Raw genomic sequence first — 24,935 nt, 5'->3', positions numbered from 1 at the left:
ATGTCCACCAAACCCCTCGGCGCGCAGCTGTCGCATATGTTGAAATCCCGCGGCGTGCAGGTCATTTTCGGCATTCCCGGTGTGCACAATCAAGAAATGTATCGCGGGATCGAGGAGGCGGGGATTACCCATGTGCTGGCCCGCAACGAGCAAGGTGCGGGCTTCATGGCGGACGGCTATGCGCGGGCGACGGGCACGCCCGGCGTGGCCTATGTGATCACCGGGCCGGGGCTGTGCAACATCATGAACCCCGTCGGGCAGGCCTATTCGGATAGCGTGCCGCTGCTGGTCATTGCGTCCTGCCTAGACGAGACGGTGGCGACCCGTGGCCAATTGCACCAGATGCTGGACCAAGAGGGCGCAGGTGCGACCGTTGCCGAGTGGTCGGAGACCCCGCGCACTGCGAACGCCGCGTACCATCTGATCGACCGCGCACTGCTGGAGTTCCAGACCTCGCGCCCGCGCCCCAAGCTGATGAACGTGCCGATCGCGTTGCTGGAAGCGGAGGCCGCGCCCGCAGCGGATCGCTCGGTGCAGGTGGCGTTCGACGCCCCCAACTCCGACCAGATCGCCCGCATCGCGGGGATGCTGTCTGCGGCCAAGCGTCCGGTGGTGATCCTTGGCGGCGGCGCGTGTCGCGCGGGGGGGCTTGCTGCGGAGGTTGCGACCCGTGCAGGGGCTGCCGTGTTCATGACCAATGCGGGGCGCGGCCTGTTTGGCGACGACGCACCGTTGAGCTTTGGCGCGTGTCTGAGCCGCGCGGGTAGTGCTGATATCATGGGGCAGGCGGATCTGGTGCTGGTACTTGGCAGCGAGCTGTCCGAATGTGACCTCTGGCGCGAGCCGCTGGGCCATGACTGCCCGATGATCCGCGTTGACCTTGATCCTCAGATGCTGGTGGATCGTCATAACGTCACCGATCCTGTGCTGGCCGATTGTACGGTCTTTTGCGAGGCGCTTCTGGCGGTGATGGAGCCGACCGGCAGCGATTGGGATGCGGCTGCGATCACCGCCTTGCGGGCGAAGTGGCGCGCCGAGACGGATGCGGACCGTCCGGGGATCGTCCCGCTGGTGGACGCGCTGCGCGCGGTGCTGCCGCGCGAGACGATGATCTTCTCCGACATGACCCAATTCGCCTATGTCGCCAACGAGACCTTCCCGATGGACCGCCCCGGCCACTGGCACCACCCCTCGGGCTTCGGCACATTGGGCTACGCGCTGCCAGCGGCTATCGGCGGCAAGGTGGGGGCAGGGGACAATCCGGTGATCTCGATCAACGGCGACAGCGGCTTTCAGTACAACATTCAGGAACTGGCGACGGCGGTGGAGCTGGGTCTGAGCCTGCCGATCATCGTGTGGGACAACGGCAAGCTGAAAGAGATCGAGGACGGCATGATCCGAGCGCAGATCGCGCCCAATGCGGTGGTCGCCCGCAACCCCGATTTCTGCAAACTGGCGGAAGCTTACGGTGCCCGCGCGGTTGCCCCGCGTTCACTGGAGGCGTTCCAGCACGCGGTGACCGAGGCGCTGGCCGCCGACGGGCCGACATTGATCCATGTGACGCCGGAGACCGCGCTCGGCTAATCTTTGATCTGCCGTCTGCACGAATTCTGTTTGAAAAACCCTCTTGTGGTTGCATTCGCATGCAAAGCCTGTCTGTCGGGTTGAATTGGCTTTTTGGCCGTAAGTCTGGCACTTCTGTCGGCACCTGCCGCGCGCCGGGGCCACATATTCGGATGCACTTGGAAACCCGCTGACCGTGCGACCTATCAGTCCATTGGCGAGAGAGCCTTTGCCGATGCGATTTAAAAGCACAGCGATCCAGTTTTTATTGAGGAAAAAATGGGTAAATCAGTCGGAAACGTAAGATTTACGCCAGAGAATCAGCCTCTTGAGATTCGCTCTTTAGACGGAGTCGGAGCTGGTGAGCCTTAGGCGCATAAAGCGTCGGAATGCCGTCTGCCAAGGCAGTGGTTCTGGCATCCGAGCGATGGCCTATCCCCAAGTAAACTGCGGTTTTCTTGTTAGAATTTTTGTGAACCATGCCAGCGCGCATCCCTAGGTGGATGGGGTTTGCAGCGGCGAAACTAAAATTATTGCATGCGTATTCAACAATCGCTACCGTTGGGGACGTCAGGGCCGCTTAACGGTCCGGCCAACTATTATAAAAATCCGGTGATCCCCTTCGGGAGGCACGGGACTACTGCCAACAACGGGAGAATCCGCAATGAAAACCTTTATCAAATCGACGGTCGCCGCGAGCGCCCTTGTCGTCGCCGCCGGTGCTGCGAGCGCTGCTTGCACGATCGACAGTGGCCGTGTGAACATCATCGGCAACGAATTCCCTGCCATCCAGACAGTTGCCGCTGCCGCAGCCGAGTGCACTGGTGCAACGATTGAGTCAAACCTGACTGCTGACCACCAGACACTGAATGTGGCTGGCATGTCCGGCAACCCGGCTGAATACACCAGTGCGATCGTTGCCAACTCGTCCATCGTGGCGTTGATCAACGAAGACGTCATCCAGCCGCTGGACGCCCTTGTCGCGGAATATGGCAAAGACATCCCACAGCGCCAGTTGATCACCGTTGGTGGCAACATCATGGCTGTTGCCTTCATGGCAAACTCGCAAACATTGGCCTACCGGTCCGACGTTCTGGAAGAAGTCGGTCTTGATGTTCCGACCTCCTATGAGGACGTGCTTGTTGCGGCCAAGGCGATCCGTGACGCGGGCATCATGGAAAACCCTGTGGGCGGTGCATATGCCGCCGGTTGGAACCTCGCGCAGGAATTCAACAACATGTATATCGGCCATGGCGGCGAATTCTTCGAGCCGGGCACTGCGAACATCTCGATCAACAACCCGCAAGGTGTTGCCACGCTGGAGATGATGAAAGCGCTGACCGAATACATGAATCCTGACTACCTGACCCACGATTCCAACGGCACGCAGGCCGAATGGGAAGCTGGCAATGTCGCGCTGATGAACATGTGGGGCAGCCGGATGCAGAACCTGATGGACGACGAAGGCTCCGAGCCGGTCGTTTATGAAAATACCAAGGTTTCAGGCCCGCTTATGGTCGGCGACAGCGGTGTGCCTGCAACCACCTTGTGGTGGGATGGCTGGACCGTTGCGAAAAACGTCAGCGACGAAGATGCCGCTGCGACGTTCCAAGCACTGGTCCATGCGGTTTCGCCTGAAATCCTGAACGACACGACCATGAACCAAGCGGTTTGGCTGATTGAAGGCTACAAGCCTGCACCGGTCTCGGCGGGGGTTCTGGCTGCGGTTGAAGCCGGATCGAAGCCTTACCCGATGCTGCCTTACATGGGTCTGCTGCACACCGCGTCCGGTGACAACATTGCAGACTTCCTGACTGGCAAGGAAAGCGCCGAACAGACGCTGGCCGACATCGAAGCGGCCTACACAGCTGCCGCAAAAGAGCAGGGCTACGTCAAGTAAGCCGTCTCTTCCAAAAGGGCGCGCCGACCTGACGCCGTCGCGCCCTTTTTTACTGCCCCCATTCACAACAGGCAGCTCAAGCTATGAAACACAGTTCATTCTTCTGGTTCGTTCTTCCGTCCACCTTGTTGATGCTGGCTTTCATTGCCTTTCCGATTGTGTCGGTGGTCAGCCAGTCTTTCTACACCGCCCATGAGCAGGTCGTTGTTCAAGTTAAAAACTGCGGGCCGTTCGGCTGCTCGATGGAAACCTCCGTCGACCAAGAGGCCACCGCCGCCCTCCGCGAGGCCGAGCCTTTGGGCAAATTCGCGGGACTGGACATCTACAAGGACCGCAACCATCTGGCCTTCGGCGAAGTCGCCGCGGCTTGGGTGAATTCGGACGGGCTGCCGGATTTCGGGCGCAGCCTGATGAACCTGCCGTTCTACAAGGCGATGGGATTCACCTTGACCTACACCGCCGTTGTAACGCCGCTGACCATTCTTCTGGGGTTCTTTGTCGCCATTGCCGTCAACTCCGTCGCCAAGGCCCTGAAAGGCCCGACGATCTTTTTCTCGCTGCTGCCGATGATCGTGACACCACTTGTGGGGTCGCTGATCCTGTTCTGGATGGTGGATGCGCGCGGTATTTTGGGGACCGGATTGCAATGGCTAACCGATGATCCGAACCTATCGGTCAAGGCATCAACGGGGCTGATGTGGATCATGCTGATGGTCTACGGGGTCTGGCACGCGGCCCCTTTCGCTTTCGTCGTGTTTTATGCCGGTCTGCAAACGGTCAACACCGATACGCTGGAATCCGCGATGGTCGACGGGGCAACCCGTTGGGAACGTATCCGCTTTGTGGTGGTGCCGCATTTGTTGCCGCTGGTGACCTTCGTGGCGTTGATCCAGTTGATGGACAACTTCCGGGTGTTCGAGCCGATTGTCAGTTTTCAGGCCTCGGCGCATGCCACGTCGCTGTCCTATGCGATCTACAACGACCTTGGGGGCGAGACGCGCTTGCTGTCCTCGGCCGCTGCGACATCGGTGCTGACCATCATCGGCATTGCCATCCTTCTCTCGCCGGTCCTTGTTCGGACATGGCGCGACTTTGACCGCAAGTAGGGGGGGCAAGATATGTCCAGCAAAGCTACACGCCAACCACCCACGATCCGGATCATGGCGACCTCGTTTCTGGTGATCTGGCTGCTTGTCGCCGCCTTCCCGTTTTTGTGGACTCTGTGGGGGTCGTTCAAGGTCGAGGGGGATTTCTTCTCCAAGGCCAACTGGGCCAATGCCCTGTTCGGCACCCTGACACAGGCCGAAACAGGGGGCAGCTTCACCGGTGCCGGTTATGAGGGCGCTTGGGTGCAAGAAGAGTTCTGGCGCGCGGCACTGAACACCACAATCGTGTGTGTGTTCGTTGTGACCGTCTCGCTGACCTGCGGCACGTTGGGGGGCTACGCCCTTGCGCGCTCGACCCACCGCTATGCGTTCTGGTTCTTGCTGTTCGCGCTGATGTTTCGCGCCATGCCGCCGATCACGCTGGTGTCGGGCTACCTGTTGCCGTTCTTTGAGTGGAACCTTTGGGGCCATCTTTACACGACCGTGATCGTGCTGGTGGCGATCAACCAGCCGTTTACCCTGTGGATGCTGCATTCGTTCTTCAAGAACATCCCCAAGGATCTGGACGAAAGCGCCATGGTCGATGGCTGCACGCGGTTTCAGGCCTTCCGCCACGTGATCATTCCGGTGATGTGGCCGGGAGTTATCACGACGGGCCTGTTCAGCTTCCTGCTGGCCTATAACGACTTTGCCGTGACCACGATGCTGCTGAGCAAAGAAAACCAGACCATGATACCCAAGATCGCAAGCTTCCTTGGCACCACGCAAACCAAGGGTAACGTCATGTTCGCCGTGTCGGCAGTTGTCTCTGCGACGGCACCGCTATTCGTGATGGTTATGTTCTTCCAACGTCAAATCGTAAGCGGGCTGACCGCTGGCGCCGTCAAAGGATAAAGGGGCTCACTATGGCCAGACTTCAACTCAAGAACGTCAACAAGCGTTGGGGCTCCTTCGTCGGTGTCGACAACTTCAACCTCGACATTGCAGATGAGGAATTCCTCGTGCTGCTGGGCCCGTCCGGCTGCGGCAAGTCCACGACCATGCGGATGATTGCAGGGCTAGAAGACGTGACCGACGGCGAGATCATTCTGGGCGACCGTGTCGTCAATGATCTGGAGCCGAAGGACCGCGACATCTCCATGGTGTTCCAGTCCTATGGTCTTTACCCGAACCTGACCGTCTACGAGAACATTCGTTTCCCGCTACGAGTGCGTAAGGTGCCGAAAGAAAAGCACGACGAGATGGTCATGAAGGCCATCCATATGACCGAGCTTGAGGACTTCATGCACCGCCGCCCCGCCGAGCTGTCCGGTGGCCAGCGCCAGCGGGTCGCCTTGGGGCGCGCCATTGTGCGCAAGCCCACAGTGTTCCTGATGGACGAGCCGTTGTCCAACCTCGACGCCAAGCTGCGTGTCAGCACGCGGGCGCAGATCAAAAACCTGCAATCGAAGCTGAAGACCACGACCGTTTATGTGACCCATGACCAGATTGAGGCCATGACCTTGGCGGACCGTGTGGTGGTGATGAACGCAGGCAAGATCCAGCAGGTCGGCACGCCGACGGATATCTACGACATGCCTGCCAACACCTTTGTGGCCAGCTTCATTGGCTCGCCAGCGATGAACCTTGTCGAAGGCGCGCTGGAAGGTGGCACCTTTACCGGAGAGGGTATCAGGGTCGAAGGCCTGCCCACCGGTCCGTCCGGCAACATCACGCTTGGCTTTCGTGCCGAGGATGCAGAGATCGTCGACACAGGCGGGCAAATCTCCGCGCCCATGTATTCGATCGAATTGCTGGGCGAGGCGTCGATGATCACATGGCGGCTTGGCGGCGCTTTGGTGTCGATCAAGACCAACAAGGAATACCGCGCCGAGATCGGTGACGTCGTGCAGGCCAGCATTCCGGCCAGCATTTGCCACCTGTTCGACACGGCTTCGGGCGAAAGGATTGCGCTGTAATGACACCCACTGAACAAGCTGAGGCAACCCGTCAGGTGATCTTGCGGATGGAGGCAGCGCTTGGGGCCGACTCCAATGACATGGCGGCCCATTTCCACGAGGATTTTCGCTGGATGGGCAACCAGGGCTGCGGCACCAAGCCGGATTTGCAGGCGTTCCGCAACAACTGGCAATTGCCACTCCGTGCCGCGTTCACCGAGCGCGACTACAAAACCGACCGCTTCATCTGCGAAGGTGAATGGGCGTCTTGCTTCGGCCATATCGAGGCGACGCATTCCGGCCCCTTCATGGGGATCGAGGCGACCGGAAAACGCGTGAAAATTCCGTATATGGATTTCTGGAAGGTCGAGGACGGGCGGATCAAGGACAACTGGGTCTCCGTCGACTTTCCATCCATCCTCGCCCAGCTGGGTCGTGACGTGTTCGATGGCCATGGTTGGGAGCATTACGACGACGGCACCGCCACGCCGCAACACCCGAAATAAGGACGCAAGACAATGACCATTCGCCATCTGAAAACCGCCCGCTCCGAAGCTGCCCGTGCAGAAGATGACGCCAAAGTACGTGCCATCGTCGAAGACGGGTTGAAGGCGATTGAAGCCCGTGGCGACGCAGCGGTGCGGGAAATGGCCGAGAAGTTCGACAATTACAGCCCTGCGAGTTACCGCCTGTCCGACGAAGACATCCAGTCCATCATCGCCAAGGTGTCCGACCGCGACATGGCCGATATCCGTTTCGCGCAGGAACAGGTGCGCAAATTTGCGCAGGCGCAGCGGGACTCGATGCTTGATATTGAGGTGGAGCCGATGCCGGGCGTGATCCTCGGTCACAAGAACATTCCCGTGCAGTCTGTCGGCTGCTACGTGCCGGGCGGCAAGTTCCCCATGGTCGCCTCGGCCCATATGTCCGTTGCCACCGCCAGCGTCGCCAAAGTGCCGCGCATTGTGGCTTGCACTCCACCGTTTAAGGGCGAGCCGAACCCTGCCGTTATCGCCGCCATGCATATGGGCGGGGCGCATGAGATTTACGTACTGGGGGGCATCCAAGCCGTCGGTGCCATGGCCATTGGCACCGAGACGATTGAGCCGGTGCATATGCTCGTCGGTCCCGGCAACGCCTTCGTCGCCGAAGCCAAACGCCAGCTGTTTGGCCGCGTCGGCATCGACCTGTTCGCAGGCCCGACCGAGACCATGGTGATCGCCGACGAGACCGCCGCAGACGGAGAGCTTTGCGCGACCGATCTGCTGGGGCAGGCGGAGCATGGCTACAACTCGCCCGCGGTGCTGCTGACCAACTCCGAGAAACTGGCGAAGGACACGCTGGCCGAGATCGACCGTTTGTTGGAAATCATGCCCACGGCCGATACCGCTGGGAAAAGCTGGGAAGATTACGGCGAGGTGATCGTCTGCGACACATATGACGAAATGCTGGCCGTGGCCGACGACATTGCATCCGAGCATGTGCAGGTGATGACCGACCGCGACGACTGGTTCCTTGAGCACATGACTTGCTATGGTGCGCTGTTCCTCGGGGCGCGGACAAATGTGGCCAATGGCGACAAGGTCATCGGCACCAACCACACGTTGCCCACCAAGAAGGCAGGGCGGTATACGGGCGGCTTATGGGTCGGCAAGTATCTGAAAACGCACAGCTACCAGAAGATCACCACCGACGCCGCCGCCGCCGAGATCGGCGCTTATGGCTCGCGCCTGTGCCTGCTGGAAGGCTTCGTGGGCCATGCCGAGCAGTGCAACGTGCGCGTGCGCCGCTATGGTGGCGTTAACGTGCCCTATGGCGGTCCAGCCCCGTATAAGGACGCCGCAGAATGAACCTGCCACAGACACCTTCGTTCAACCTGACCGGTAAACGCGCGCTGGTGACGGGCGCGTCCTCTGGCATAGGGCTTGCCTGTGCCGTGGCGCTGGCAGAAGCGGGGGCGGAGGTTACGCTGGCCGCACGCTCCGCAGACAAGCTGGAGGCCACCGCGCAGGAGTTGAAAGACGCAGGGTTCAATGCCCTCGCTCTGCCGCTGGATGTCGCGGATATATCCGCGATGCAAGCCGCCGTGGCCGAAGCCGGCCCGTTCGACATTCTGGTGAACTCCGCCGGTCTCGCCATTCACAGCCCCGCGCTTGAGACGCAGGAAGAAGACTTCGACCGCGTGTCCGACCTGAACTTCAAGGGCGCCTATTTCCTGACCACCGCCGTGGCCAAAGGCCTGATGGATGCAGGTAAACCCGGCTCGCTGATCAATATCACCAGCCAGATGGCCCATGTCGGCGGCATCGACCGCGCGGTCTATTGCGGCACCAAACACGCGGTGGAAGGTTTCACCAAGGCCATGGCAATCGAGTGGGGGCCGCAGGGTATCCGCGTCAACACCATCTGCCCGACCTTCATTCGCACGCCCCTGACCGAAAGCACGTTTGATAACCCCGAACGGGTCAAATGGATCGAGGAAAAGATCAAGCTGGGCCGTGTGGGTGAGGTCACCGACATTATGGGGCCGGTGGTTTATCTGGCCTCGGATGCATCTGCGCTAATGACAGGGACCCACATGCTCATCGACGGCGGATGGACGGCAGATTGATGCCACGCAAAATCACCTCTCTTCAGGTTGCGGAGCGCGCGGGCGTCAGCCAATCGGCTGTCAGCCGGGTGTTCACCAATGGCGCCTCCGCGTCACCTGCAACCGCTGCGAAGGTGAAGAAGGCTGCGGCCGAGCTGGGCTATCGGCCCAACGCCATGGCCCGCGCGATGATCACCGGCAAAAGCCGGATGATCGGGCTGGTGGTCGCCTATCTGGAAAACCAGTTCTACCCCGAAGCGGTAGAGCGGCTGTCCAACGCCCTGCAAGAGCGTGGCTATCACGTGCTGATGTTCATGGCCTCACCCACGGCGGGCGACGGGGTACAGGACGTGATGGAGGAAATCCTTGACCATCAGGTCGAAGGGATCGTGTTGGCCTCGGTCTCCATGTCCTCCAGCCTCAGCACCCGCTGCGCGGAACACGGCATCCCAGTGGTGTTGTTCAACCGCGAACAAGATGACGCGCGCATGTCGTCGATCACAACCGATAACTACGGTGGCGGTTTTGCCATCGGGACGCATTTTGCGGAGCTTGGTCACAAACGCATCGGCTATATTGCCGGTTTCGAGGAGGCCTCGACGCAGCGCGACCGCGAGCGCGGTTTTCGCGATGGCTTGGCGGCCTCGGGGCTGGAATTGTCTGCGCGTGAAGCGGGCAACTTCCTCTATGCCGACGCTCGCGCTGCAGCCCTTGAGATGTGTGCAGGAACTGATCGTCCCGACGCGATCTTCGTCTGCAACGACCATATGGCCTTCGCCGTCATGGACGCCTTGCGCTTCAAGCTCGGTCTGCGGGTTCCCGAGGATATCAGCGTCGCTGGGTTCGACGACGTGCCAATCGCCGCGTGGCCCGCCTATGACCTGACCAGCTACCGCCAGCCAATCAACCGCATGGTCGCCCAAACGGTGGAGGCATTGATGCAGCGGATAGAGGACCCCACGCGCCCTGCACATCGGGCAAAACTAGAGGGCGCATTGATCCAGCGTGGATCGACGGCTCCGGCAAAAGGATAAACCATGCGCGGATTTGACAGCAAATGGCGTGACGTCCCCGATTTTATCATCGGCATCACCAAGGAAATCTGGGAGGACCGCGAAATCGGCTCCCTGCGCAAACGCTATGCGGACGGGCTGATTGTGCGCTCTCCGGCGTCGGTGGTGGTCGACAATTCCCGCGTCATCGCCGCAACTATGGCGACGCTGGCCGAGTTCCCCGACCGCGCGTTGCTGGGCGAGGACGTGATCTGGTGCGACGACCCTGAGGGTGCGACCGAAACCTCGGACGCCTACCTGTCTTCGCACCGCCTTTACTGCACCGCGACGCACACCCATCCGGGCATGTATGGCGCACCCACGTGGCGACGCTTTGCCTACCGCATCCTTGCCGACTGCGCGATCCGCGACGACGCGGTCTATGACGAATGGCTGGTGCGCGACCAGTCGGCCATCGTGCAGCAGATGGGGGCCGACATCGTGGACTGGACCCGCGACCTGATTGCCCGCGAAGGCGGGGCAGAGCACTGCGTGAGGCCGATGACCCCCGCCAATGATGTGTTGGGGCCGTATACCCGCACGGGCAATGACAGTGAATGGGGCGAACGCTACGCAGATACGCTACGCGCGATCATGGCCGCCGATATGCACGTGATCCCCAAACGATACGACCGCGCCTGTGCACTGCATTACCCCGCCGCGCATGACGCGATGGGTTGGTCCGAAGCGGACCAGTTCTGGATGAGCCTGCGCGCGGCGTTTCCCGATGCGACGTTTACCATCGAGCACGTCATTGGCCGAGACGACCCGCTGATGCCGCCGCGTTCGGCGGTCCGCTGGTCTCTGCACGGCAAACATTCCGGCTGGGGCCGCTTTGGCACGCCAACAGGGGCAGAGGTCTACATCATGGGCATCAGCCACGCCGAGTTCGGCCCGTTCGGAACCGGCGAGCCGACCATCCGCCGCGAATACACATTGATTGATGAAACCGCGATCTGGAAACAGATATTGCTACAGACAGGACATCACGAATGAAGGGCTTTTCGAACCAGTTCAAGGACTTGCCGGACTACATTATCAAAATCACCAAAGAGATTTGGGAGGATCGCGGCCTTGCCACCTTGCACCACTATTACGGCAAGGACATCCCGATGCGCTTTCCCTCCGGCCTGGTGACGGGCAATGCCAGCGTGATCGACGGGACGCTGGCGACGCTGGCCGAATTCCCCGACCGCTACCTGCTGGGCGAGGATGTGATCTGGTCGCAAGATGGCGACCGCTACCTGTCCTCGCACCGCATTGTGACGGGCGGGACGCATACGGGTCACGGGGCGTTCGGGCCTCCGACAGGGCGGACATTTCAGGTCCGCACCATCGCTGATTGCGCGGCCAAGGATGACGTGATCGACGACGAATGGCTGATCCGTGACGTTGGCGGCATCGCACGGCAGCTCGGCTGGGACCCGAAAGACTACGCCGCTTGGCAGATCGAGCAAGAGGGCGGGCCGGAGAAATGCACGCGCCCGTTCCATCCGTCGCATGACGTCGACGGCCCTTACATGGGGCGTGGCAATGACAACGAATGGGGTGCCAAGCTGGCGGGTATCCTGCAACGGATCATGGACAAGGACTTCACGGTCATCCGCAACGAATACGACCGCGCGGTTTGCACCGAGCATTGGGGCGCGCGCAATGGCTGGTCTTGGGAATTCCCGGAGACCGACTGGATGCGCCTGCGCTCAAGCTTCCCGACGGCAAAGTTCGAAATCCACCACCAGATCGGCCGCTCTGACGCTGGAACACCCAACCGCGCCGCCGTGCGCTGGTCGCTGACCGGCAAGCATAGCGGGCCGGGCTACTTCGGCGCGCCAACAGGGGCCGAGGTGCATGTTATGGGCATCACCCATGCGGAATGGGGCGAATGGGGCCTGCGCCGCGAGTTCACGTTGATCGACGAAGTGGCGATCTGGAAGCAGATTTTGCTACATCAGGGCGCGCAGTAATGTTGCAACGCGCCCGCTCGCTGTTGCCTGTGCACGGGTTTTTGAAGAGCCGCAGGGCGCGCAGGCTGAATTTGCGCCCGCCGTCGGGGTGGGTGCAAGAAATTCACATCCCTAGATAATTTCAGTCAGGAACCAATCAAATGACACCTCAAGACATGGAAGCCCGCATCGTTCGCTATGGCGATCTGCAGCCTTGCAAAACCGCCTTCATTGACGCCCATACGCCGGGCAGCGACCAGAAGGAGAACTTCACCATTATCGGCGGCGGGGTCTCTGAATCCCCCGACCAGCATGTGCATATTAGCATCCCTCACGGGTTCAACATCGGCGCTGCGGGCCAGCCGCCCCATTGCCGCAACTCGTTACACAACCACCGCACGGCGGAGGTGTTCTTCATCCTCAAGGGCCGCTGGCGCTTCTTCTGGGGCGAGCATGGCGATCTGGGCGAGGTGGTGCTGGAGGAGGGCGACATCTTCAACATCCCCACCAACATCTTCCGTGGCTTCGAGAATATCGGCACGGATTACGGGATGATAATGGCCATTCTGGGCGGTGACGACGCGGGCGGTGGCGTGATCTGGGCACCGCATGTGATCAAGGACGCCAAGGCGCACGGCTTGGTGCTGGGTGACAACGGCAAGCTTTATGACAGCAAGAAGGGCCAAAGCCTGCCTGACGGCGTAAAACCCATGCAGCTTCTGACACAGGACGAGTTGGACAAGGTCGACAAGCCCACCCCGATGGACGTGATCGGCGGCTATGTGCGGCGCTATCTCGACATGAAGGCGCTGGGGCGCAGCGGCAAGCCGGTCAAGGTGATCGGCGAGAAAGGCCTGATCCGCGACAAGCCGGGTTTCGAGGTCGATCTGATTACCCGCGAAAGTGCGTCCGACAAGAAGCACAAGCATGACCGCCCGTCGGTGCTGATGCCTATGCACGGCCACTGGCGCGTCGACTATGACGGCGGCTCAGTCACGCTGGCCCCCGGCGACACGATGTCGGTGCCTGAGAACCTGATGCATTCCGCCGTGCCGTCGATGACCGGAGAGGCGTCGCTCTATCACGTGGTCGCCACCGATGACGCCGCCGGAGCGACTTGGAAAGGCTAGCAGGATTTGCCGGTTCCCCGCGGGGAACCGGCGCTTCACCAGATGACCGTTGAAAGGGCACCAATGACCAAAGTTATGACAACCCATGTCGGCTCTCTGCCACGCACGCAAGAGGTGGTCGATTTCATTTTCGCCCGCGAGAATGGCGAGGATTATGACGCAGATGCTTTCGATAAAGCGATGACCCAAGCGGTCAGCGACACCGTGGCCAAGCAGAAGGCGGCGGGGGTGGATATCGTCAGCGACGGCGAGACGTCGAAGATCAGCTATGCCACCTATGTCAAGGACCGCTACACCGGCTTTGACGGCGACAGCCCGCGCAACGCACCTGCGGATCTCAAGAAATTCCCCAGCTTCCTGAAGCGGTTGGCCAATGACGGCGGCACGCCGCAATATGCGCGGCCTATGTGCGTGGGCGAGGTGAAGTCCAAGGGGCAGGGGGAGCTGGAGAAGGACATCAGCAACCTCAAGGCTGCGATGGCGGAGCATGGCGTGGAGCGCGGCTTCATGAACGCGGCCTCGCCTGGGGTGATTTCGCTGTTCCTGCAAAACGACCACTACAAAACGCGGGAGGCCTATCTGGCCGCGTTGGCGGACGCGATGAAGGCGGAATATGAGACCATCGTGGCCTCCGGCCTTGATCTGCAACTGGACTGCCCCGATCTGGCGCTGTCGCGTCATATGCTGTTCAACGATCTGTCGGATGACGAATTCCTGAAGGTCGCGGCCAGCCATGTGGAGGCGTTGAACCATGCGCTGCAAGATGTGCCTGCCGAGAAGGTGCGCGTGCATATTTGCTGGGGCAACTACGAAGGCCCGCATGTCTGTGACATTCCGATGTCGAAGATGTTCGACACGCTGATGGCGACCAAATCGCGCTATGTATTGTTCGAGACTTCCAACCCGCGCCACGGCCATGAATGGGCTGTGTTCCGTGATCGCAAGGCGGATATACCTGACAACAAGGTGCTGGTGCCGGGTGTGGTGGATACGACGACCAACTTCGTCGAGCACCCCGATCTGGTGGCGGAACGTATCCGGCGCTTTGTCGATATCGTCGGGGCGGAACGGGTTATTGCAGGCTCGGATTGCGGATTTGGCACGTTTGCGGGCTTTGGCGCAGTGGACCCTGAGATCGCCTATGCCAAGCTGGGCGCATTGGCCGAAGGAGCGGCGCAGGTCCGATGACGCCGCTTGTCATTTTGCCCGGCATGATGTGCGACGCGCGGCTGTTCGCGCCGCAGATCGCTGCGTTTTCCGTCGACCGTGCGGTGCAGGTCGCACCGATTGGTGCGTCCGATAACATAGCGGACTTGGCCGCGGAGGTGCTGGCCCACGCGCCGCCACGCTTTGCGCTGGCCGGGCTCTCCATGGGCGGGATCGTGGCGATGGAGGTTTTTCGCCAAGCACCCGACCGGATCGACCGGATCGCGTTTCTGGACACCAACCCCAAGGCCGAAGCCGACGCAGTTGCAAAGGGCCGCGAGCCGCAGATCGCGCGGGCGAAAGCAGGCGAGTTACGCAATATCATGCGTGACGAGATGAAGCCGCGCTATCTCGCTGACGGTCCTAACCGTGCTGCCATCCTTGATCTGTGCATGGACATGGCCGACGCCCTAGGGCCGGAGGTGTTCGTGCGCCAGTCTCGCGCGCTGCAAACGCGGCCCGACCAGCAGGACACGCTGCGCCAGATCAAGGTGCCGACGCTCGCGTTGTGTGGGCGGGAAGACAGTTTGTGTCCGATCCATCGCCACGAGCTGATCTGCTCGCTCGTGTCCGGTGCGACCTTGGAGATTATCGACGGTGCGGGCCATTTACCCACACTTGAACAACCCGACGCGACCAATGCGGCCTTGGCCCGCTGGCTGGAGAGATCATGAGGGAAAGTTTGCTTACCCTGCTGCGCAGCGTCGACACACCGACGGTTTGCAACGCCATCGAAGTGGCCCAAGGCAAGCGCGGGTTTAACGACTTCACCCGTGGCACGATGCTGATCAACGAGCCGACCGGCGTGGTCGTGGGTTATGCCAGCACCGCGAAAATTGCCGCTATATCGCCTCCGACTGAACCGCCAGAGGTCATCCGCACGCGGCGCATGGCCTATTACAAGCAGATGGCGGACGCGCCGCAGCCTTCGGTCTGCGTGGTCGAGGACGAGGATTACCCGAACGCCATCGGTGCCTTCTGGGGTGAGGTCAACACGGAAGTCCACAAAGGGCTTGGCATGTCTGGTACGCTGACCAACGGGGTCATGCGCGATCTGGGCGATATGGCTCCGGACTATCCGGTGGTGGCGGGCAGCATCGGGCCTAGCCACGGCTTTGTGCATGTGACCGCGCTGGATGTTCCGGTGACGGTGTTCGGCATGACCGTGCGCCCCGGTGATCTGGTCCATGCCGACCGCCACGGGGCCGTTGTCGTGCCGCCGGAGGTGATCGACCAGCTTGAAACTGCGATCCGAAAGATGCAGGAGACCGAGCATCTGGTACTTGGTCCTGCCCGCGAAGAGGGCTTTAACTTCGCCAAGTTCGAAGCCGCGTGGGCGGCCTTCGAGAAGGCTCGGACGTAACAGGATTAGCCCGAGACTTATTCCCAGCAGCCGACAAGCACAGTCATATCTGTGCCCAAAACCACGATATCTTCGGCGTCCAGTTGCGCTGTGTCCTCGGAGGCGGCGGCGGTGATGCCGTTTTCGCTGAGGAAGGTTGCCAGCTCGCTGGCTTTCAACGAAAAGCGCACCGCGCTGGGCAGGGCTTTGCCGGTCAGATCGTGGTCGACCAACATACCGGAGACCGCACCGGTCATATCCAGAACCGGCCCGCCAACGTCACCGGGCAGGGCGTCAAGGTCCAGACGGGACAGTTCGGCTTCGCCCCCAAGACCTTTGAGGTCTTCCAGCGTGCCATAAGTCAGGGTCGGCGCGTCCAGCGCTCCTTCGTAGGAATATCCCGCCACGGCAACCGGAGCGCGCAGACGACCGACCGAGGTGGCAAGGCGGGCATAGTTGAGCGGCACGAGGCTGGTGGATGGCTCCAGCAAGGCCAAGCCGTTGCCTGTGGCTTTGACGGTGGCCTCGTAGGTGTCATCCAGCGTGATGCGACCGCAGGAGGCGACAGCCTCGGCTGTGGTCAGAACATGGCCACGCCCGTCGACATAGAAGCCGGAGCGTGACAGCGCAGGCTTGCGCACGTCGAGGCCCGACAAAAGATCCACGCCTTGCGCGGCAGCATCCGACAGGTCGGGTGTCAGGGTGCCTTCGGTGACGACCATGCTGTCTTGCATAATCTCGATCACACGGGCCATGTCAGCCGCCTTGGCAGGGGGATAGACCAGCGTGAAGCCTTTGACATAACCGCCTTCGGCACGGGCATAGGTGTAGGAATGGATGTCGTCACCTTGCCCCGTCAGGGTGAAAGAGCGCCGTCCTTTGGACCGCTCACCCTCCAGCGGCACGATTTCGAGCGTTTGCATGATCTCGTAGAGGCCAAACAGCGTGTTTTCGTCACCGGGTTGCGAGATCAGCAACGCCTCGATGCCGGAGCTGTCTTTTTCGCGGTATTGCACGAAGGGGTATTCGTATTTGTCGAACTCCACGAGGCCGATCGGCATGGTGATCTCGATGCCCGCTTTGACCTCTTTGACCTGACCCAGCCCCAGTGCGGCCAGCGCGCCGTTGTAATTGTCCATCAACATCTTGCGCTGCTTGGTGGTCAGGATGCCTGTCGCGTCGTAGCCGTTGTTCTTTTGCCATTCCGCCATAGAGCCGCGCGTGCCGCGTCCGAAAGAGCCGTCGATGGCGGAGTTGTAGAAACCGAACCATTGCATGGCGACCTGCAGCTCTTTTTTCTGATCACGGCTTAGCAGCGCTTCCGAGGCACGGGCCTCACGCGGGGTTTCGTCCAGATCAACGGGGGCTGCCGGAACCACAGGTGTCGGGGTCGCTTCTGGCGCAGTCGTGTCTGGTGCAGGTTGCACCGGGGTAACGGGCGCAATGTTTGTGGCGCCAGCACCAATGGGCCAGAACCGCTGACGGTACGGGCCGTTGTCGGAAATATAGCTGTCGCGCGGGATGATGCCCGCTCCGCGCAATTCGCGTAACTTGGATTGCGCCTCTGCGTCGCTGTAGGGACCAAGCGTCAGGGCATACCAGCCGGAACGAAGTCGGAACCCGTTCACATCCTTCAGCGCCGAGCTATACGCCCGTGCGCGCTCCTCTGCGGTGCGCAGGTCCGGAAGCGCCTCGACCTGCACCCAAGACTGGGCTGCGGCGGAAAACGCGACGCCTGACGCTGTCAGAAACAAGGCTGCAAAAATACTGCGCGACATACTCAAATCCCCATTGGTCCGACGGGCGATCTGCGTGCCGCCCCGAATCTTATCTGGCGCAAGTTATCACTTAGGACGGCGGGCGCATCTGAAAAGGTCGTGTTCACGGGGTTCTTTGGGCTGTTCTGTTGATTGACCCCCCCACACGGGTTGCCTATTGAGAGGCCAAACGAACATCAGGGCGACCATCATGGCCGAAAAGCTGCAAAAACCGCGCTCCTTTCAGGAGATCATCATGCGTCTGCAAAGCTACTGGGCGGCGCAGGGCTGCGCGGTGTTGCAGCCCTATGACATGGAAGTGGGGGCAGGGACCTTCCACCCTGCGACAACGCTGCGCGCACTGGGGTCAACGCCGTGGTCTGCGGCCTATGTGCAGCCGTCCCGTCGCCCGACCGACGGGCGCTATGGCGATAGCCCGAACCGTTGGCAGCACTACTACCAGTATCAAGTGATCATCAAACCTTCGCCGCCGGATTTGCAGGCTCTGTACCTTGGCTCGCTGGAGGCCATCGGTATCGACATGAAGATGCACGACATCCGCTTCGTCGAAGACGACTGGGAAAGCCCGACGCTGGGCGCTTGGGGCTTGGGCTGGGAAGTCTGGTGCGACGGCATGGAAGTGTCGCAATTTACCTATTTCCAACAGGTTGGCGGGCATGACTGCAAGCCGGTGTCAGGCGAGCTGACCTACGGGCTGGAGCGCCTCGCCATGTATGTGCTGGGTTTCGACGACGGCAACGAGATGCCGTTCAACGACCCCGACGCACCGATCCCGCTGACCTATGGCGACGTGTTCCGCGAGGCGGAGGCGCAATATGCCCGCTGGAACTTCGACGTGGCCGACACCGACACGCTGCTACAGCACTTCAAGGACGCGGAGGCCGAATGCGCCCGCATTCTGGCGCAGCCCGCAGACGACCCCAAAACCGGCCGCCGTATTGTCATGGCGCAGCCCGCCTATGATCAGGCGATCAAGGCGTCGCATCTGTTCAACCTGTTGGATGCGCGCGGGGTGATTTCGGTCACCGAACGTCAGGCCTATATCGGGCGGGTGCGTACGCTGGCGGTGGCCTGTGCGGATGCCTTCGTGCAGACGAAAGCTGGCGGCTACACGCCGGAAAACGCGGCATGAATGGCAAATATATCGGGATCGGGCTGATGGTCATTGCATTTATTGCAGGCGCGAGCCTCTACTACCTGCAGGTCTACCACTACTACGCGAAGGTGGAGACACCCGACGCGGTGCAACTGGTCTCGGTCGTTACTGGCGAGCCGGAGGAGATCATCGCGGATGGTATCACCGCCATCGACGCCACGTCCTCGCCCATCCGCTACCGCGCGTGTTTCAGCACACCCATGTCCCATTCCATGCTGACGGAAACCTACCAGCTTGCTGACGGGGCGATCCCCCTCACTGCGCCCGAATGGTTCGACTGCTTCGACGCCACGGAAATCGGGACGGCGCTGGAAGACGGCACCGCGCTGGCCTTCCTTGGCAAGGAAAACATCGAATACGGGGTCGACCGCATCGTGGTCATCTTCGAGGACGGGCGCGGCTATGTGTGGCAGCAGCTCAATGATTGCGGGCAAAAGGCCTATGACGGCACCGCCGTCGGCCCCGAATGCCCGGCACGACCGACAGAAAGCAACTGATATGCCTGATCTTCTGATCGAACTCTTCTCCGAGGAAATTCCCGCCCGCATGCAGGGCAAGGCCGCCGCTGATCTGAAAAAACTGGTCACCGATGGCTTGGTCGAGGCGGGGCTGACCTATGCCTCCGCCGGTGCGTTCTCGACGCCGCGCCGTCTGGCGCTGTCGGTAGAAGGCGTGCTGGCCGCATCGCCCGCCGTGAAGGAAGAACGCAAAGGCCCGAAAGTAGGCGCGCCGGAGCAGGCTTTGGCGGGTTTCCTGCGCTCGACCGGACTAACGCAAGACCAGCTGGAGGCCCGCGACGACAAGAAGGGTCAGGTCTGGTTCGCGGTGATCGACAAGCCGGGTCGTCCGGCGGCGGAGATCGTGGCGGAGGTATTGGAGCAGACCGTGCGCAGCTTCCCGTGGCCGAAGTCGATGCGTTGGGGTGACGGTACTTTGCGTTGGGTGCGTCCGTTGCATTCGATCCTGTGCATCCTGTCGGATGAGGCCGGGGCAGAGGTGGTCCCGCTGGACATTGACGGCATCAAGGCAGGCGACACCACGCACGGCCACCGCTTCATGGCGCCGGATGCGTTTTCAGTAACGTCTTTCGATGATTACGCGGCGAAGCTAAAGCGTGCCAAGGTGGTTCTGGACGCCTCCGAGCGGGCCGATCACATCTGGGCAGAGGCCACCAATCAGGCGTTCGCGCAGGGCATGGAGGTGGTCGAGGATCGTGGATTGCTGGCAGAGGTTGCAGGGCTTGTCGAATGGCCCGTGGTGCTGCTGGGCAAGATCGAGGAGCAGTTCTTGGACCTGCCGCCGGAGGTGCTGAAAACCTCGATGAAGGAGCATCAGAAGTTCTTCTCGGTGAAGAACCCAAAGACGGGCCGGATCGAGCAATATGTAACCGTCGCCAATATCGAGACCGCCGATCAGGGTGCCACCATTCTGGCGGGCAACGGGCGGGTGCTGTCGGCACGTCTGGCCGACGCGAAGTTCTTCTGGGAGAACGATCTGCGGGTTGCGAAAGCGGGGATGCAGCCGTGGATTGATGCGCTGGAAAATGTGACCTTCCACAACAAGCTGGGGTCGCAGAAAGAGCGCATCGAACGCATCGCCGCTCTGGCGCGCGAGATTGCCCCTGCGGTGGGCGCCGATCCCGATCTGGCAGAGCAGGCGGCGCGGGTGGCGAAGGCCGATCTGTCGTCCGAGATGGTCTATGAATTCCCTGAACTTCAAGGGCTTATGGGGCGTTATTACAGTGACGCCGCAGGTTTGCCTGCCGAAGTGGGTGCTGCTTGCGAGGAACATTATTCGCCGTTGGGTCCATCGGATGACGTGCCAACTGCGCCTGTGTCGGTTGCGGTCGCACTGGCCGACAAGGTCGACTTGCTAGCATCATTTTGGTGGATTGACGAGAAACCAACAGGCTCGAAGGACCCGTTTGCTCTACGACGTGGGGCGTTGGGGATTGTGCGCCTGTTACTTGATAATTCGCTCAGTGTGAGTTTGAGCGATCTCATCTTGGATGCGTATATGCCTCATTACCATAAGATGAATCATGAAGAAGAAAGACTTGTTGATGCAGACCGTGAAATGGTCGCAGAACACCTTGGGATCACTTCATCAGATGTTACGAGCATAGAAAATCAAATATATGAAAAGAAAAAAGAGTCGGGCGAGTTGAAAAGCTCTTTTAGTTTTAAAGATATAGATCTCAGTGATGTTTCTCACCCGAGTGCCGACCTCCTCTCCTTCTTCCACGACCGTCTCAAAGTCTTCCTCAAGGACAAGGGCATCCGCCACGACATCATCGACGCCTGCATCGCCATGGAGGGCAGCGACGACCTGAACCTTCTGGTGAAGCGGGCAGAAGCACTCTCGGAAGCGCTGAAAACCGACGACGGCGAAAACCTGATCCAAGGGTTCAAGCGGGCGAACAACATCCTCTCGGCGGAAGAGGCCAAGGACGGCGTCTCCTACGAGTTGGACCCCGATCCCAAATTCGCCGAAAGCGACGAGGAAAAGGCGCTGTTCGCGGCGCTCGACGAAGCCGAAACCGCGATCAAGCCCGCTATGGACGCCGAGGACTTCTCAACCGCCATGGCCGCCATGGCCAAGCTACGCGGTCCGATTGATGCGTTTTTCGAGGCCACGCAGGTGAACTCGGACAACCAGATCGTGCGCCGCAACCGGTTGTGCCTGTTGCACCGCATCCGCACCATTTGCGGCGGTGTGGCCGATCTGACCAAGATCGAAGGGTAACACCCGCCAAAAATCTGCGGTGTGCCGGCGCGTCGCCCTTGTTTGAACACTTAACTTCCCTATGCTGCGCCGCAGTATGTTGGACCATTTGAACTTTGAGCTGATTACGCCCACCGCTGCTATCCATCGGAAGCTGCATGGCGCGCGGGCGAAATGCCTGCAGCGCCTTATCAGGCTGGATATGCCGGTGCCGGATACCGTGGCGATCTCGACCCCGACAGTGCGCTCGATTGCCAGTGGCCAACAGCCTGAAATGAAACGGCTTCTGGAGCATTTCGGCAGCTGGCCGGTGTTGTCCGTGCGCTCGTCTCCGGTGATGCCGGATTGGGGCGGGCCCGGGACGATCCTGAATATCGGGATGAACCGCACGAACGAGGCGTTTTTTGCGTCCAAACTTGGCTCCAAGGCTGCCGCCGCACTTCATCTGACGTTTATACGTTCCTACGCGGTCGACGTGGCGCGGCTGGATGACGAGATGTTCGATATCCCCGACCTGACCGTCGACAAAGCCCTGACCGCCTATGAGGACGAAACCGACGAGGCGTTCCCGCAGGACGTGGAAATCCAGCTGTTCAACGTGCTGAAATCCATGGCGCGGGCATGGGAGGGGACCTCGGCCCGCCTGCTGCGCATGTCCAAAGGCGCGCCGGAAAACGCAGGGTTGGGGCTGGTCGTGCAGCGCATGGCGTTTGGCATGGGTCAGGGCGAAAGCGGCTCTGGCGTGATCCAGTTCATCAACTCGGACAGCGGCGACGCGCAGGAAGTGGGCCGCTACAAGCGCCAAAGCCAAGGACGCGACGCGCTGAGCGGGGCGCATGACGACACGATGTATTTGACCCGCGACAAGCGCGGCCCCTCCTTGGAGGAATGCCAGCCGGAAGTTTACGCCGAGCTGTGCCGACTTGGCGATGTGGGGCGCACGGGCCTGCGCGAAGAAATGCAGATCGAGTTTACCGTCGAGGGGGGCAAGTTGTTCATCCTTGATGCGGTGAATGCCCCGCGTTCGGCCCGCGCGGAAGTGGCTGTGGCCACCGCCTTGGCCAATGACGATATCATATCGCGTGAAGATGCCGTGTTGCGGATCGAGCCGCGTGCGATCTCGGAGTTGCTGCACCAACAGGTGGCCCCGAAAGCGAAGCGTGACCTGATTGCGCGCGGGATTGCCGCCAGCCCGGGGGCTGCCACGGGCAAGCTGGTGTTTGACTCGTTCGCCGCGCAAACCGCCGCCGCACAGGGCGAGGCGTGTATTCTGGTGCGCCGCGAAACCAGCCCAGAGGATGTGCGCGGCATGCACGCGGCCAAGGGTATCCTGACGGAACGGGGCGGGGCCAACGGCCATGCCGCCGTGATTGCGCGCGGGCTGGGGCTGCCTTGTGTGGCCGGAGCGACGGATGTCGACATCGACACGAAGGCCCGCACGCTGACTGCGTCTGACGGGCGGGTGTTTTCCGAAGGCGACATGGTGACGTTGGACGGCACCAAGGGGCAGGTTCTGGCGGGGGCCATGCCGATGATCGAGGCTGGCATTGGCGGCGCGTTCCGCGAGCTGCTGACATGGGCCGACGAGATGCGCGACATTGGCGTGCGTGCGAATGCCGACACGCCCGAGGACGCCGAAGTGGCGAGCCTGTTCAATGCCGAAGGCATCGGGCTTTGCCGCACGGAGCACATGTTCTTTGACGAGGACCGTCTGACCGTCTTGCGTGAAGCGATCTTTGCCGAGGACGCGGAGGACCGCGCGGCCGCCTTGTCGCGCTTGCTGCCGATGCAACGCGCGGACTTCGCGGATATGTTCCGCATCATGGCACCGCGCCCGGTGTGTTTGCGCCTGTTCGATCCGCCCTTGCACGAGTTTTTGCCTTCCACCCGCGCGGGTATCGTGGAATTGGCTGATGCGCTGGATATGAGTGCACGTGAGGTGCAGGCCCGCGTGGATGACCTGTCCGAGGTCAACCCGATGCTGGGGATGCGCGGCGTGCGCCTTGGGATCACGGTGCCGGAGATTTACGAAATGCAGGCCCGCGCGATTTTTGAGGCGGCAATCGAGGCGTCCTCGGAAGGGGCCGTTGTGGTGCCGGAGGTGATGATCCCGCTGGTCTCGGCCAAGCGCGAGGTGGAGATTGTGAAATCCCGTATCGACGCGGTCGCGGCGGATGTGATGAGCGAAACCGGCCAGAAGCTGGAATACCGCCTTGGCGTGATGGTGGAGACCCCGCGCGCCGCTTTGCGCGCCGGTGACATCGCAACCCATGCCAGCTTTCTGAGTTTCGGGACAAACGACATGACCCAGATGACCTACGGGCTGTCGCGCGATGACGCAGGGCGCTTCATGTCGGCCTATGTGAACCAAGGTGTCTTCCCCGAAGACCCGTTTCTGGCTCTGGATCAGGACGGGGTGGGCGAGTTGTTGGCGCTTGCGTCCGAGCGCGGGCGCAAGGTGCGCTCCAAACTGACCTTGTCGGTCTGCGGGGAGCATGGCGGCGATCCCGAGAGCATCGCATTTTGCAGGTCTTTGGGGATGGATTACGTGTCCTGCTCGCCATATCGGGTCCCGATTGCGCGCTTGGCCGCTGCCCAGTTGGCGATTCGCCAACCGGTCGAAGAAGACGACATGTTCGAATTTCCCGAAGATGAAGGATTTGTCCCGCTCTAGGATGTTCCTACCACATCTTGAGGTATTTGGCTCAAATGTGGGCTAAGTGACGCGGGTTTTGACCAATGGGTAGATTTTTTAACGCTCCCGCACTAAATCACGCGGCTGACGGTCATCTGGCGTCCGTTGTAAAGGGGTAAGGCCCCAAGGCAGAGCGTAATGGGTTTTTGTAGTGCAGTGATCAAAGCGGCTGGGGCCGCGTGCATTGTTTTGTCGATGGGGTCCGCATCGGCGGACGGTGTCGCATCCACCTCTGCCGGGGCGTCGCTTGCCTTCAACTCGGCACTGCTGAATGCCGAACGTGTGCATCAGGAAGGTCTGGCGTCTTTGCAGCCGGAACGTCTGATTAAGATTTCTACACCACTTGGCCGCCAAGGCGTGGGCTCCGGCAAATTGATCACCGACGCCAGCACGCTGCGCGCGTTGCCTGCCGCGACCGGTGGGCCGCAATGGCGCTGTCTGGCCGAAGCCTTGTATTTCGAGGCGCGCGGGGAAACCGTGAAAGGCCAGATTGCCGTGGCCGAAGTTATCCTGAACCGTGTATCTTCCTCGCGCTTTCCCGACACCGTGTGTGGCGTGATCAAGCAAGGCACAGGCCGTAAATACGCTTGCCAGTTCACCTATACCTGCGACGGGCGTCCCGAACATATCAGCGAGCCAGGCGCGTTTGACCGTGTGGGCAAAATCGCACGCATGATGCTGAACGGCGCACCGCGTAAACTTTCTGGTGGGGCCACATTTTACCACACGACTGCCGTGAACCCGCGTTGGGCGTCCAAGTTCCGCCGCACGGCGCGTCATGGGGTCCACCTGTTCTACGCACGCTCCTAAGCC

The 24,935-nt window shown here is 61.0% G+C and carries 21 protein-coding genes; 20 read left to right on the top strand and 1 reads right to left on the bottom strand.

Annotated elements, in window-relative coordinates; translation table 11 throughout:
• The 15 genes from BUB72_RS01675 (at nucleotide 1) to BUB72_RS01605 (ending at nucleotide 15,790) form a co-directional block, all read left to right on the top strand.
• Nucleotides 1–1,584 carry a thiamine pyrophosphate-binding protein gene (locus BUB72_RS01675; protein ID WP_073139549.1) on the top strand — a complete coding sequence of 528 codons (1,584 nt, stop codon included), beginning with the start codon at nucleotides 1–3 and terminating at the stop codon, nucleotides 1,582–1,584.
• A gap of 643 nt (nucleotides 1,585–2,227) precedes the next feature.
• The gene (locus BUB72_RS01670) at nucleotides 2,228–3,463 is read left to right on the top strand and encodes an ABC transporter substrate-binding protein (protein ID WP_073139546.1); all 1,236 of its coding nucleotides are present in this window, start codon (nucleotides 2,228–2,230) and stop codon (nucleotides 3,461–3,463) included.
• A gap of 83 nt (nucleotides 3,464–3,546) precedes the next feature.
• A complete protein-coding gene (locus BUB72_RS01665) occupies nucleotides 3,547–4,569 on the top strand; it encodes a carbohydrate ABC transporter permease (protein WP_073139542.1) in 1,023 nt (340 codons plus the stop codon).
• Between the two features lie 12 nt (nucleotides 4,570–4,581).
• Nucleotides 4,582–5,463, top strand: coding sequence for a carbohydrate ABC transporter permease (locus tag BUB72_RS01660; RefSeq protein ID WP_073139539.1), 882 nt, complete (start codon nucleotides 4,582–4,584; stop codon nucleotides 5,461–5,463).
• A gap of 11 nt (nucleotides 5,464–5,474) precedes the next feature.
• A complete protein-coding gene (locus tag BUB72_RS01655; protein WP_073139536.1) occupies nucleotides 5,475–6,527 on the top strand; it encodes an ABC transporter ATP-binding protein in 1,053 nt (350 codons plus the stop codon).
• The gene (locus tag BUB72_RS01650) at nucleotides 6,527–7,012 is read left to right on the top strand and encodes an ester cyclase (protein WP_073139531.1); all 486 of its coding nucleotides are present in this window, start codon (nucleotides 6,527–6,529) and stop codon (nucleotides 7,010–7,012) included. The genes BUB72_RS01655 and BUB72_RS01650 overlap by 1 nt, the downstream gene beginning before the upstream one ends.
• 12 nt (nucleotides 7,013–7,024) lie before the next feature.
• A complete protein-coding gene (hisD, locus tag BUB72_RS01645; RefSeq protein ID WP_073139527.1) occupies nucleotides 7,025–8,356 on the top strand; it encodes a histidinol dehydrogenase in 1,332 nt (443 codons plus the stop codon).
• Nucleotides 8,353–9,117: an SDR family NAD(P)-dependent oxidoreductase gene (locus BUB72_RS01640; protein WP_073139524.1), complete on the top strand. Its 765-nt coding sequence runs from the start codon at nucleotides 8,353–8,355 to the stop codon at nucleotides 9,115–9,117. The genes hisD and BUB72_RS01640 overlap by 4 nt, the downstream gene beginning before the upstream one ends.
• The gene (locus tag BUB72_RS01635) at nucleotides 9,117–10,130 is read left to right on the top strand and encodes a LacI family DNA-binding transcriptional regulator (protein WP_073139520.1); all 1,014 of its coding nucleotides are present in this window, start codon (nucleotides 9,117–9,119) and stop codon (nucleotides 10,128–10,130) included. The genes BUB72_RS01640 and BUB72_RS01635 overlap by 1 nt, the downstream gene beginning before the upstream one ends.
• A 3-nt stretch (nucleotides 10,131–10,133) precedes the next feature.
• The gene (locus BUB72_RS01630; RefSeq protein WP_073139515.1) at nucleotides 10,134–11,144 is read left to right on the top strand and encodes an ester cyclase; all 1,011 of its coding nucleotides are present in this window, start codon (nucleotides 10,134–10,136) and stop codon (nucleotides 11,142–11,144) included.
• Complete coding sequence (locus tag BUB72_RS01625; protein ID WP_073139512.1) at nucleotides 11,141–12,112, top strand: nuclear transport factor 2 family protein; 972 nt, start codon at nucleotides 11,141–11,143, stop codon at nucleotides 12,110–12,112. Before BUB72_RS01630 ends, BUB72_RS01625 begins: the two co-directional genes overlap by 4 nt.
• A 140-nt stretch (nucleotides 12,113–12,252) precedes the next feature.
• Complete coding sequence (locus tag BUB72_RS01620; RefSeq protein ID WP_073139509.1) at nucleotides 12,253–13,221, top strand: cupin domain-containing protein; 969 nt, start codon at nucleotides 12,253–12,255, stop codon at nucleotides 13,219–13,221.
• Between the two features lie 63 nt (nucleotides 13,222–13,284).
• Entirely contained in the window at nucleotides 13,285–14,409 is a 1,125-nt protein-coding gene (locus BUB72_RS01615; protein WP_073139506.1) for a cobalamin-independent methionine synthase II family protein, read from the top strand.
• Nucleotides 14,406–15,101 carry an alpha/beta fold hydrolase gene (locus tag BUB72_RS01610; protein WP_073139503.1) on the top strand — a complete coding sequence of 232 codons (696 nt, stop codon included), beginning with the start codon at nucleotides 14,406–14,408 and terminating at the stop codon, nucleotides 15,099–15,101. Before BUB72_RS01615 ends, BUB72_RS01610 begins: the two co-directional genes overlap by 4 nt.
• Nucleotides 15,098–15,790 carry an RraA family protein gene (locus BUB72_RS01605; protein ID WP_073139500.1) on the top strand — a complete coding sequence of 231 codons (693 nt, stop codon included), beginning with the start codon at nucleotides 15,098–15,100 and terminating at the stop codon, nucleotides 15,788–15,790. Before BUB72_RS01610 ends, BUB72_RS01605 begins: the two co-directional genes overlap by 4 nt.
• A gap of 17 nt (nucleotides 15,791–15,807) precedes the next feature.
• On the opposite strand, the gene BUB72_RS01600 is transcribed toward BUB72_RS01605, so the two are convergent.
• Complete coding sequence (locus tag BUB72_RS01600; RefSeq protein WP_073139497.1) at nucleotides 15,808–17,547, bottom strand: serine protease; 1,740 nt, start codon at nucleotides 17,545–17,547, stop codon at nucleotides 15,808–15,810.
• Nucleotides 17,548–17,737: 190 nt separating this feature from the next.
• On the opposite strand from BUB72_RS01600, the gene BUB72_RS01595 reads away from it, so the two are divergent.
• From BUB72_RS01595 to BUB72_RS01575, 5 genes are all read left to right on the top strand, one after another.
• A complete protein-coding gene (locus tag BUB72_RS01595; protein ID WP_073139494.1) occupies nucleotides 17,738–18,679 on the top strand; it encodes a glycine--tRNA ligase subunit alpha in 942 nt (313 codons plus the stop codon).
• On the top strand, nucleotides 18,676–19,200 hold the full coding sequence (locus BUB72_RS01590; protein ID WP_073139491.1) for a DUF6446 family protein: 525 nt from the start codon (nucleotides 18,676–18,678) through the stop codon (nucleotides 19,198–19,200). The genes BUB72_RS01595 and BUB72_RS01590 overlap by 4 nt, the downstream gene beginning before the upstream one ends.
• A gap of 1 nt (nucleotide 19,201) precedes the next feature.
• A complete protein-coding gene (gene glyS, locus BUB72_RS01585) occupies nucleotides 19,202–21,448 on the top strand; it encodes a glycine--tRNA ligase subunit beta (RefSeq protein ID WP_073139487.1) in 2,247 nt (748 codons plus the stop codon).
• A gap of 61 nt (nucleotides 21,449–21,509) precedes the next feature.
• Nucleotides 21,510–24,101, top strand: a complete 2,592-nt coding sequence (locus BUB72_RS01580) for a putative PEP-binding protein (RefSeq protein WP_073139484.1) — start codon at nucleotides 21,510–21,512, stop codon at nucleotides 24,099–24,101.
• A gap of 159 nt (nucleotides 24,102–24,260) precedes the next feature.
• Complete coding sequence (locus tag BUB72_RS01575) at nucleotides 24,261–24,932, top strand: cell wall hydrolase (protein ID WP_073139480.1); 672 nt, start codon at nucleotides 24,261–24,263, stop codon at nucleotides 24,930–24,932.
• The last annotated feature ends 3 nt before the right edge of the window (nucleotides 24,933–24,935 follow it).

This window comes from Litoreibacter ascidiaceicola, from assembly GCF_900129235.1.
GTDB classification, from domain to species: domain Bacteria; phylum Pseudomonadota; class Alphaproteobacteria; order Rhodobacterales; family Rhodobacteraceae; genus Litoreibacter; species Litoreibacter ascidiaceicola.
Note: the sequence above shows the minus strand (reverse complement) of the source record. Positions and strands in the feature narration are given on the sequence as shown.

Excerpts from the sequence above, each read along its gene's own strand:
- BUB72_RS01675 (WP_073139549.1), top strand. The coding sequence starts at position 1 with ATGTCCACCAAACCCCTCGGCGCGCAGCTGTCGCATATGTTGAAATCC.
- BUB72_RS01670 (WP_073139546.1), top strand. The coding sequence starts at position 2,228 with ATGAAAACCTTTATCAAATCGACGGTCGCCGCGAGCGCCCTTGTCGTC.
- BUB72_RS01665 (WP_073139542.1), top strand. The coding sequence starts at position 3,547 with ATGAAACACAGTTCATTCTTCTGGTTCGTTCTTCCGTCCACCTTGTTG.
- BUB72_RS01660 (WP_073139539.1), top strand. The coding sequence starts at position 4,582 with ATGTCCAGCAAAGCTACACGCCAACCACCCACGATCCGGATCATGGCG.
- BUB72_RS01655 (WP_073139536.1), top strand. The coding sequence starts at position 5,475 with ATGGCCAGACTTCAACTCAAGAACGTCAACAAGCGTTGGGGCTCCTTC.
- BUB72_RS01650 (WP_073139531.1), top strand. The coding sequence starts at position 6,527 with ATGACACCCACTGAACAAGCTGAGGCAACCCGTCAGGTGATCTTGCGG.
- hisD (WP_073139527.1), top strand. The coding sequence starts at position 7,025 with ATGACCATTCGCCATCTGAAAACCGCCCGCTCCGAAGCTGCCCGTGCA.
- BUB72_RS01640 (WP_073139524.1), top strand. The coding sequence starts at position 8,353 with ATGAACCTGCCACAGACACCTTCGTTCAACCTGACCGGTAAACGCGCG.
- BUB72_RS01635 (WP_073139520.1), top strand. The coding sequence starts at position 9,117 with ATGCCACGCAAAATCACCTCTCTTCAGGTTGCGGAGCGCGCGGGCGTC.
- BUB72_RS01630 (WP_073139515.1), top strand. The coding sequence starts at position 10,134 with ATGCGCGGATTTGACAGCAAATGGCGTGACGTCCCCGATTTTATCATC.
- BUB72_RS01625 (WP_073139512.1), top strand. The coding sequence starts at position 11,141 with ATGAAGGGCTTTTCGAACCAGTTCAAGGACTTGCCGGACTACATTATC.
- BUB72_RS01620 (WP_073139509.1), top strand. The coding sequence starts at position 12,253 with ATGACACCTCAAGACATGGAAGCCCGCATCGTTCGCTATGGCGATCTG.
- BUB72_RS01615 (WP_073139506.1), top strand. The coding sequence starts at position 13,285 with ATGACCAAAGTTATGACAACCCATGTCGGCTCTCTGCCACGCACGCAA.
- BUB72_RS01610 (WP_073139503.1), top strand. The coding sequence starts at position 14,406 with ATGACGCCGCTTGTCATTTTGCCCGGCATGATGTGCGACGCGCGGCTG.
- BUB72_RS01605 (WP_073139500.1), top strand. The coding sequence starts at position 15,098 with ATGAGGGAAAGTTTGCTTACCCTGCTGCGCAGCGTCGACACACCGACG.
- BUB72_RS01600 (WP_073139497.1), bottom strand. The coding sequence starts at position 17,547 with ATGTCGCGCAGTATTTTTGCAGCCTTGTTTCTGACAGCGTCAGGCGTC.
- BUB72_RS01595 (WP_073139494.1), top strand. The coding sequence starts at position 17,738 with ATGGCCGAAAAGCTGCAAAAACCGCGCTCCTTTCAGGAGATCATCATG.
- BUB72_RS01590 (WP_073139491.1), top strand. The coding sequence starts at position 18,676 with ATGAATGGCAAATATATCGGGATCGGGCTGATGGTCATTGCATTTATT.
- glyS (WP_073139487.1), top strand. The coding sequence starts at position 19,202 with ATGCCTGATCTTCTGATCGAACTCTTCTCCGAGGAAATTCCCGCCCGC.
- BUB72_RS01580 (WP_073139484.1), top strand. The coding sequence starts at position 21,510 with ATGCTGCGCCGCAGTATGTTGGACCATTTGAACTTTGAGCTGATTACG.
- BUB72_RS01575 (WP_073139480.1), top strand. The coding sequence starts at position 24,261 with ATGGGTTTTTGTAGTGCAGTGATCAAAGCGGCTGGGGCCGCGTGCATT.